General features: G+C 75.6%; 6 protein-coding genes. 3 read left to right on the top strand and 3 right to left on the bottom strand.

The window, feature by feature from the left end:
• Positions 1-664: 664 nt before the first annotated feature.
• Entirely contained in the window at positions 665-1,666 is a 1,002-nt protein-coding gene (locus ABZW14_RS22300) for an NAD-dependent epimerase/dehydratase family protein (RefSeq protein WP_355349596.1), read from the top strand.
• A gap of 32 nt (positions 1,667-1,698) precedes the next feature.
• Here the strand turns inward: ABZW14_RS22300 and ABZW14_RS22295 are convergent, their stop codons facing one another.
• Positions 1,699-2,670 carry a nitroreductase gene (locus ABZW14_RS22295; RefSeq protein WP_355349593.1) on the bottom strand — a complete coding sequence of 324 codons (972 nt, stop codon included), beginning with the start codon at positions 2,668-2,670 and terminating at the stop codon, positions 1,699-1,701.
• A 183-nt stretch (positions 2,671-2,853) separates the two neighbouring features.
• Between ABZW14_RS22295 and ABZW14_RS22290 the strand changes: the two genes are divergently transcribed.
• Entirely contained in the window at positions 2,854-3,492 is a 639-nt protein-coding gene (locus tag ABZW14_RS22290) for a response regulator transcription factor (protein ID WP_355349590.1), read from the top strand.
• Between the two features lie 19 nt (positions 3,493-3,511).
• On the opposite strand, the gene ABZW14_RS22285 is transcribed toward ABZW14_RS22290, so the two are convergent.
• Positions 3,512-5,185, bottom strand: a complete 1,674-nt coding sequence (locus ABZW14_RS22285; RefSeq protein ID WP_355349620.1) for a GAF domain-containing sensor histidine kinase — start codon at positions 5,183-5,185, stop codon at positions 3,512-3,514.
• 92 nt (positions 5,186-5,277) lie between these two features.
• On the bottom strand, positions 5,278-6,285 hold the full coding sequence (locus ABZW14_RS22280; protein WP_355349587.1) for a nitroreductase: 1,008 nt from the start codon (positions 6,283-6,285) through the stop codon (positions 5,278-5,280).
• A 192-nt stretch (positions 6,286-6,477) separates the two neighbouring features.
• Here ABZW14_RS22280 and ABZW14_RS22275 point away from each other — a divergent pair, with 192 nt between their 5' ends.
• Positions 6,478-8,823, top strand: a complete 2,346-nt coding sequence (locus ABZW14_RS22275) for a heavy metal translocating P-type ATPase (protein ID WP_355349584.1) — start codon at positions 6,478-6,480, stop codon at positions 8,821-8,823.
• The last annotated feature ends 12 nt before the right edge of the window (positions 8,824-8,835 follow it).

Raw genomic sequence — 8,835 nt, 5'->3', positions numbered from 1 at the left:
GCAGCATCGTGTTCATGAGAAAGCTCCTCGGGGGTTGGCGCGCACGCCGATGGGGGTCGGCCTGTGCGCAAGCACCACGTCAGGCGCTCAAAAAAGGGGGGAAAGTCTTCAAGGGGGTCATCCGGCGCGCGGGGCGGGGCCTCTTCGTCGCGCCGGGACCATGCACAACGACCGGCGGGCCGGCATCATTCCGAGCCCGACCACCCCGCCGGGCGGGGCCGTGGTCCTCGGTCGTGCACCGGGTATAACGACCCCCGCCCACCGGCCATTCCGCCGACAGCGTGCCGCCGGCCACCCCGCGAAACGGACACCCCGCCCAGACCACGACGGCCGGTCGAACGTTATGGAGGTATCCGGGCCCCGGAGGCACACACAGCGTTCCACTCAGCCTGTGAGGCAGCGCATGAACCGGACACTCGCCCCAGACCCGGGGCCGGGTGTGCGGGCGGCTACGAACTTGATGACGTGAACGGATCGGCGTGGCCTCTCTGCAGCCACGGAAGCAACACCCCGAGACCCGGTGTTGCGTGGAGGGCTGCAGAGCAAAGGCGCGGTGGTTGAGCAACCCACGCCGCGCGCTGATGCGCACGGGTTCTGCCCGTGGCAGATCCGCTCACCGTGAACATCGTTCACCGGAGCGGTGGCGGCGGGCAGGGTGGGACCCATGAGAGTGCTGATGCTGGGTGGTACGGGATTCGTCGGTGGGGCCGTGGTGACCGAGGCGGCACGCCGCGGCTGGCGCGTGACGGTGTTCAACCGGGGGCTGCACGGCACCGCGCCCGAGGGCGTACACCGGTTGCGGGGTGACCGCACCGCGCCGGACGGGCTCGCGGCGCTGGCCGGCGGCGAGTGGGACCTCGTGGTGGACACCTGGGACGGTGCGCCCCGGGCGGTCCGGGACGCGGCGCGCGCACTGGCCGGCGCCGTGCCGCACTACGTCTACGTCTCCAGCGGCTCGGTCTACGCCCCGCCCGTCGGGCTGGGCACGGACGAGGACGCGCCGGTCTTCGCGGCCGAGGCGGATGCGGACGACGGGGAGTACCCACAGAACAAGGCGGGCGGGGAGCGGGCCGCCGTGGAGGTGTTCGGCGACCGGGCGCTGCTGGTGCGGGCCGGGCTGATCCTCGGGCCGGGCGAGGACATCGGGCGGCTGCCCTGGTGGCTGCACCGCATCGCCCGGGGCGGGGAAGTGCTCGCTCCCGGCCCGCGCGACCTGCCGGTGCAGTACGTCGACGCGCGGGATCTGGCGATCTGGCTGCTGGACCGGGGGAGCGAGGGCGTCGGCGGGGCGTACAACGTGGTCAGCCGGACCGGGCACGCCACGATGGGCGAGCTGCTCGACGCGGCCGTGGCGGTGACCGGCGCGGACGCGACCCTCCGCTGGACGGACCCGGACGCGCTCCTGGCGGCGGGCGTCGAGCCGTGGAACGACCTGCCGATCTGGGTCCCGCTCGGGCACGAGTACCGCTGGTTGCAGGAGCGGGACGTCGAGCGGGCGCACGCCGCGGGCCTGGCCTGCCGGCCGGTGGCCGAGACGGTGGCGGACACCTGGCGCTGGCTGCGGGAGGTCGGCCAGGTGCCGGCCCGGGCGGGACGGCCGGCACGGGCGCCGGTCGGCCTGGCCCCGGACCGCGAGGCGGCCCTCCTGGCCGCCCTACCGGCCTGACCACCGGCGCGGCCACGACTCGACGCCGGCCGTCAGCGCACCACGGGCAGGTCGAGCACGTCGTCGATCGGGCGGCGCGGCGTGGTGCGCCCCGGCTGGCCGAAGCCGATCCGCATCACCATCTGCGGGGTGCCGAACCGGCCCAGGGACAGCCGCAGCGCCTCCCGCGCGGCGGGCACCTCGATCGGCTGGGAGAGCATCGACACGGCCAGGCCGGCGTCGGTGGCGGTGAGCAGCACCCGTTGCAGGGCCTCCCCGGCGACGATCTGGTCGGTCGTGGTGTTGCCGCTCGAGCCGAGCACGGCGACGAGCGGTTCCGGTTCGAAGTCGCGGCCGGGTGCGCGGTTGCGGCCGCCGAAGCCGCGCTGCGGCAGCAGGTCCTGCGGTTCGCTCTGCGGCCCGCCCGCCGCGGTCGGCACCCCGTCCGGGGACGGCTCGGAGCGGATCCACCGGGTCCGTTCGGTGACGTACGCGGGGTCGCGCTCCAGCACCCGGTGTGCGCTGCGGGCGATCTCGGCGAAGGCGTTGACCGCCGTGGTGCCGATGACCAGCTCCAGCCAGCACTGCTCGGCCCGGGCGGCCTCGCCGAGGCGCCAGCGCGCGTCGGCGGGGACCGGGTCGGGCCAGAAGGGCGCCCGGTTGCTGAACCGGCGGGCGATCGCGCCGTACAGGCTCTGCTCGGTCGGGGTGGGCCGGCGTGGCACGTCAGGGACGAGCCGGGCCACCACGTCCGGGTCGCCCGGGTACGGGCGGAGCCGGACCGTGGCCGGCGTGCCCGCCACGGCGAGGGCCAGCCGCAGGTTGAACAGGGCCGCCCCGCAGGAGGTCCGGGCGCCCCAGCCGCTCGGATCGGTGGCCGGGAGCCGGCGCCGCGGGTCGACGGCGAGTTCGATCCCGCCGTCGACGAGGCGGAACCGCCACGGCTGGCTGTTGTGCAGCGACGGCGCGCGCACCGCGTCCGCGGCGGCGGCCCGCAGCTGTTCGACGGTGTAGCCCGTGGTCATGGCGTTGCTCCCTCCGTGCGGGCCGCCCTGCCGGCCGGTCCGTTCCCACCGTCCGTCACCGGGTGGGGCGGTGAGCAGGGCCGGAGGTCCCCACCTGGGCGGGTCCGTCTGCCCGGCGCGGCGCGTGGCGGTCGGGACCTTCGGCCCGTGCGGGACCGCCGGGCCGGAGGGTAGAAAGGACGGATGATCCGGGTGTTCCTGCTCGACGACCACGAGGTCGTCCGTCGTGGCCTTGCCGACCTGCTGCAGAGCAGCGGCGACATCGAGGTGGTCGGCGAGTCCGGCTCCGCGCAGGAGGCGGCCCGCCGCATCCCGGCGCTCCGCCCCGACGTGGCGATCCTCGACGCCCGGCTGCCCGACGGCAACGGCATCGACGTCTGCCGGGACGTCCGCGCCGTGGACTCGTCGATCAAGGGCTTGATCCTGACCTCGTACGAGGACGACGAGGCGCTCTTCGCGGCGATCATGGCCGGCGCCGCCGGCTACGTGCTCAAGCAGATCCGCGGCACCGACCTGGTCGACGCGGTCCGCCGGGTGGCCGCCGGGCAGTCCCTGCTCGACCCGGCGATCACCACGCGGGTGCTGGAGCGGATCCGCAGCGGCGTCGAACAACCGCGCGAGCTGAAGTCCCTCACCGAGCAGGAGCGGCGGATCCTGGAGTACGTGGCCGAGGGGCTCACCAACCGGGAGATCGCCGGCAAGATGTTCCTCGCCGAGAAGACGGTGAAGAACTACGTTTCCAGCGTGCTGGCCAAGCTCGGCCTGGAACGGCGTACGCAGGCCGCGGTGCTGGCCACCCGGCTGCTCGGCAAGAGCCACTGAGCCCCGGCGTCCCGCCCGGTCAGTCCCGCAGCGGGACGCTCCAGCGCAGCTCGGTGCCGTGCGGCGCCACCCGGTCGAGCTGGAAGTCGCCGCCCAGCCGTTCGGCCCGCTCGCGCAGGTTCACGAGGCCGCTGCGGGCCGCCTCGGGGTCGCAGCCCACGCCGTCGTCGGTGACCGTGACGCTCACCCAACCGGCGTCGACCTGCACCCGCACCGACACCCGGTCGGCCTGCGCGTGGCGTACCGCGTTGGAGAGCGCCTCGCGGAGCACGGCGGTGAGTTCGGGGCGGAGCTGGTCCGGCACGGCGCTGTCGATGGGGCCGACCAGGTCCAGGTCGGGGCGGTAGCCCAGCGACTCGGCGGCCGCCTCGATCGCCTCGCGGATCTCGGTGCGCAGCGCCGCGCTCATCGGCGTGCGCAGCTCGAAGATCGTGCGGCGGATGTCGCGGATGGTGGCGTCCAGGTCGTCGACCGCCTGGTTGATCCGCTTGGCCGCCTCGGGGCGGGCGTTCATGGCGCCGCTCTGCAGCTGCAGGCCGGTGGCGAAGAGCCGCTGGATCACCACGTCGTGCAGGTCGCGGGCGATCCGCTCGCGGTCCTCCAGGACCACCAGCAGCTCCCGTTCCTCCTGCCCCCGGGCCCGCTCCATGGCCAGCGCGGCCTGGCCGGCGAAGCTGCCGAGCAGGGCCACGTCGTCCTCGGCGCCGGGACCGCGGTCGGGCCGGTGCGCGATGACCAGCACGCCGTGGAGCGTGTCCGCCGCGGCGAGGGGAGACACGATCGCCGGCCCGGCGACGACCGGGTGCGGCCAGGGCGCCGCCTCGGCGAGGTTCTCCAGCAGCTCGTGGCGGCGGTCGGTGACCGAGCCGGCGAACGTGGTCTCGCCGGCCGGCAGCACGGCGCCGACCAGTTTCCGGGCGGCGCTGCCGTCGGCGCCGTCGACCACCTCGACGGTGAACTGGCGCTCGTCCTCGTCGTAGAGCAGGACGAGGGCCAGTTCGGCGTCGGCGACCTCCCGGGCGCGCCGGGCGACCAGGGTCAGCGCGTCGGTGCGGCGGACCTCGCCGAGCAGCACCGAGGTGATCTCGGCGGTCGCGGCCAGCCAGCGTTCCCGCCGGTGCGCCAGGGCGTACAGGCGCGCGTTCTCGATCGCCACGCCGGCCGCCGCGGCGAGCGCGACCACGATCTCCTCGTCGTCCTCGGTGAACTCGGCGGCGCCCTGCTTCTCGGCGAGGTAGAGGTTGCCGAACACGTGGTCGCGGATGCGCACCGGGACGCCGAGGAAGCTGTGCATCGGCGGGTGGTTCGGCGGGAAGCCGTAGGACCGGGGGTGCCGGGTGATGTCCGGCATGCGCAGCGGGCGGGGGTCGTCGATGAGCAGGCCGAGCACGCCCCGCCCGTGCGGCAGCTCACCGATCTGGGCGTGCAGCTCGTCGCTGATGCCGTGGACGATGAAGTCGTGCAGCAGCCGGTCGGCGCCGATCACCCCGAGCGCGCCGTAGCGGGCGCCGACCAGCTCGCAGGCCGACGCCACGATGCGCTGGAGGGTGCTGCGCAGGTCGAGGTCGGAGCCGATGCCGACGACCGCGTCGAGCAGGGCGCGCAGCCGCTCCCGGTTGGTGACCACCTCGCCGACCCGGTCCAGCATCTCCTGGAGCAGCTCGTCGAGCCGCACCCGGGACAGCGGGGTCAGCCCCAGCGAGGGGGTGACGTTCTCGTTGCGTGGATTCGGTGCGCTGGCCACCGGGCGATGCTATCGCCCGGTGGCCGCTGGGCCGAGATCCGTCAGGAGAGCTCGTCGCGTACCGCCGAGGTGTCGACGGTCTGCGCGACGTCCAGCCGCGGGGTGTGCGGGGGGCCGGCGTGCGTCGGGTCGGCCAGGCCGAGGCGCATCGAGATGTACGGGTAGCCGAGGCCGGACAGCATCTGCCGGAGCGTCTGGCGGGTGCTCTCGACCTCCACCACGCCCGAGAGCGGCACCAGGGACACGCCGTGCCGGGTGGCGGTGAGCCAGGCGGCGGAGAGCGCCTCCCCGGCGCGCAGCCAGCTGTCGGTCTCGTCCTCGGTGCCCCAGAGGATCCCGTAGACGGCGGCCCGGTCGTGGCCCTCGCCCACCGGCAGGGTGCCGGGGCCGAAGTCACGGGCCGGCACGGTGGTCTGGGGCGCCCGCTCCGGCAGCACCTCCGGCGGCAGCCCGGTGCCGGTGGCGGCCCGGCTGGTCCAGTACGCCAGCTCCTCCTGGAGGTCCGGGCTGCCCTTCTCGACGGCCGCCGCCTGCTGGGCGGCGGCGGCCAGCTCGATCTTCTGGTCGTTGTCCAGCACCTGGAGGTTGGCGCCCTCCCGGGCGGCCGCCTGGTCGATCTCGCTGAGCACCGCGGTCGGGATCGGCTCGTCGCTGACCGGCCGGCGGTCGGTGTGGCGGACCTGCATGCACTGCACGGTGCGCATGGCGTCCGGGTCGGCGCCGGTGGGCTTGAACCCGGTCAGCCGGGCGACCAGGTCGGGCTGGCCGGGGTCGGGCACGCGCTCCACCACCGGCGTCCAGCCCTCGGCGGCCAGCGCCACCCGTGCGTGGTGCAGCGCGGCGCCGCAGCTCACCACCAGCAGCCGGCCCTCCGGGTCCAGGGCGCTGAGGTGCCGCTCCCGGACCACGCGCAGCTCCAGCGTGTCGGGCAACACCGTCCAGTGCCACGGCTGCGTGTTGTGCACCGAGGGAGCGTGGCCGGCCATTCCGGCGGCCTCCGCGAGCGCGGTGGTCAGCGGGCGGTCCGAAGCCGGCGTCTCGTGGCTCATCGTCACGACCTTCCTGTCTCTCCCCATCGTGCCCCACGCCCGGGTCGTCCGCGTGGGGTTGCCCCGCTCCATCCTCGGCCATGTCCGCGACGGCCGCACGCGCCCCCCGTCCCGCGTCCACGGGCCCTTCGACCCGTCGGATTACCCACGTTTGCCCTACCCGGTCCGCCCCGGCGCTGGGACGATCCGCACGTGGGGACGGAACCGCGCGAGTGCGTACCGGAACGGCCGGTGCGGCGACGCGCGGTGGACCGGCGGGAGTGGGCCCCGCTGATCCTGCTCACCCTGGCCGTGCTGGCCGGCGCCGGGCTGTGGTTCGCCGGGCGGCGCGGCGCGGCCGACCTGGTCTGGGCGGCGGTGACCCTGGTGGCGCTGGGGCCGGCCCTCTGGACCACGCTGCGGCAGCTCTGGCGGCGGCAGTTCGGGGTGGACGTGATCGCCGTGCTGGCCCTGGCCGGCGCGCTGCTGGTCGGCGAGTACCTGGCCGGCGCCGTCATCGCCGTGATGGTCGCCACCGGGCGGGCGCTGGAGGAGTACGCCCAGCGCCGGGCCAGCCGCGACCTGCGGGCGCTGCTGGAACGGGCGCCGCGGCAGGCCCGGCGGCGCACCCCGGACGGCCGGATCGAGGTGGTGCCGCTGGACCGGGTCGCGGTGGGCGACCGGCTGGTGGTCGGACCCGGGGACGTCGTGCCGGTGGACGGGACGGTCGAGGAGCCCGCCACGCTGGACGAGTCGGTGGTCACCGGCGAGTCGCAGCTGGTCACCCGGGCCGCCGGCGAGCAGGTCGCCAGCGGCGTGGTCAACGCCGGCGCCGGCTTCGGCCTGCGGGCCGGGAAGAGCGCCGCGGAGAGCACGTACGCGGGGATCGTCCGCCTCGCCGAGGAGGCCACCGCGCACCGGGCCCCCATGGTGCGGCTCGCCGACCGGTACGCGGCCGCGTTCGTGCCGTTCACCCTGCTGCTGGCCGGGCTGGCGTGGGCGCTCTCCGGCCAGTTCCTGCGGGCGGTGGCGGTGCTCGTGGTGGCCACCCCGTGCCCGCTGCTGCTGGCCACCCCGATCGCCATCGTGTCCGGGCTGTCCCGGGTGGCCCGCCGGGGCGTGCTGGTCCGCGACGGCGGATCGCTGGAACTGCTCGGCCGCGCGCGTACCCTCCTGCTGGACAAGACCGGCACGCTCACGGCGGGCCGTCCCCGCGCCGCCGAGACGGTGGTCGCGCCCGGCGGTGACCGGGACGAGCTGCTGCGGCTGGCCGCCTCCGTCGAGCAGCTCTCGCCGCACGTGCTGGCCGCCGCCCTGGTCCGGCAGGCCCGCGAGCAGGGGCTGCCGCTGGCCGAGCCGACCGGGGTCACCGAGGAGCCGGGACGCGGGGTGACCGGCCGGGTCGACGGCCGGCTGGTCCGGGTTGGCCAGCTCGCCGGCGAACCCCCCGAGTGGGCGCACCGCATCCGCGAGCGGGCCGAGCTGGCCGGGCGCTCCACCGTCTGGGTCAGCGACGAGCACGGTCCGCTGGGCGCGATCCTCCTGGAGGACCCGGTCCGGCCGGACGCCCGGCGTACCGTCCGGCGGCTGCGCGAGGCCGGGCTGGACCGGCTCGTCATGGTGACCGGCGACCGGCCGCGCACCGCGCACCAGGTCGCGCAGACCGTCGGCGTGGACGACGTGATCGCGCAGTGCTCGCCGGCGGAGAAGGTCGCCCGGGTGAAGGCGGAGTCCGGCCGGGCGGTGACCGTGATGGTCGGCGACGGCGTGAACGACGCCCCGGCGCTGGCCGCGGCGCACGTCGGGATGGCCATGGGCGCCACCGGCGCGACCGCTTCCGCCGACGTGGCCGACGCGGTGCTCACCGTGGACCGGCTGGACCGGCTCGCCGACGCGGTCGAGATCGCCCGGTACGCCCGCCGGATCGCGGTGCAGAGCGCCACCGTCGGGATGGCGCTGGCCGTGGTGGCCATGGTGGTGGCCGCCGCCGGCGGGCTGCCCCCGGTCGCCGGCGCCTTCCTCCAGGAGGGCATCGACGTGCTGGTGATCCTCAACGCGCTGCGCGCCCTCGGTGGCGGGCTGCGCCGCCGCGACGTGCCCCCGCACACCCGCGAACTCCTCGACCGGTACGCCGGCCAGCACGGCGGCGTCCGCGACGTGCTGGCCCGGCTGCGGGACACCGCCGACCTGGTGGCCACCCGCCCCGGCGCACCGGAGTGCGTGCCGGCGCTGCGGCAGGTGCACCGCCGGCTGGTCGACGAGGTGCTGCCGCACGAGGCGGCCGAGGAACGGCAGCTCTACCCGGCGCTGGCCGACCCGCTGGGCAGCGAGGAGGCCACCTCCACCATGAGCCGGGCGCACGTGGAGATCAGCCGGCTGGTGGACCGGATCGGCGGTCACCTGGCGGCCCAGCCGGACGGCCCGCTGCGCCCCGACGAGGTGCCCGACCTGCTCGCCGCGCTCTACGGCCTGGACGCCGTGCTCCGGCTGCACCTCGCGCAGGAGGAGGAGGACTACTTCTCACTCAGTACCGCCGACGACCACCCCGACACCCGCTGACCCACCGATCCT

The sequence above is a fragment of the Micromonospora sp. NPDC004551 genome, from assembly GCF_040609975.1.
GTDB lineage: Bacteria > Actinomycetota > Actinomycetes > Mycobacteriales > Micromonosporaceae > Micromonospora.
The sequence above is the reverse complement of the archived record's forward strand: the minus strand, read 5'-3'. Positions and strand labels throughout refer to the sequence as shown.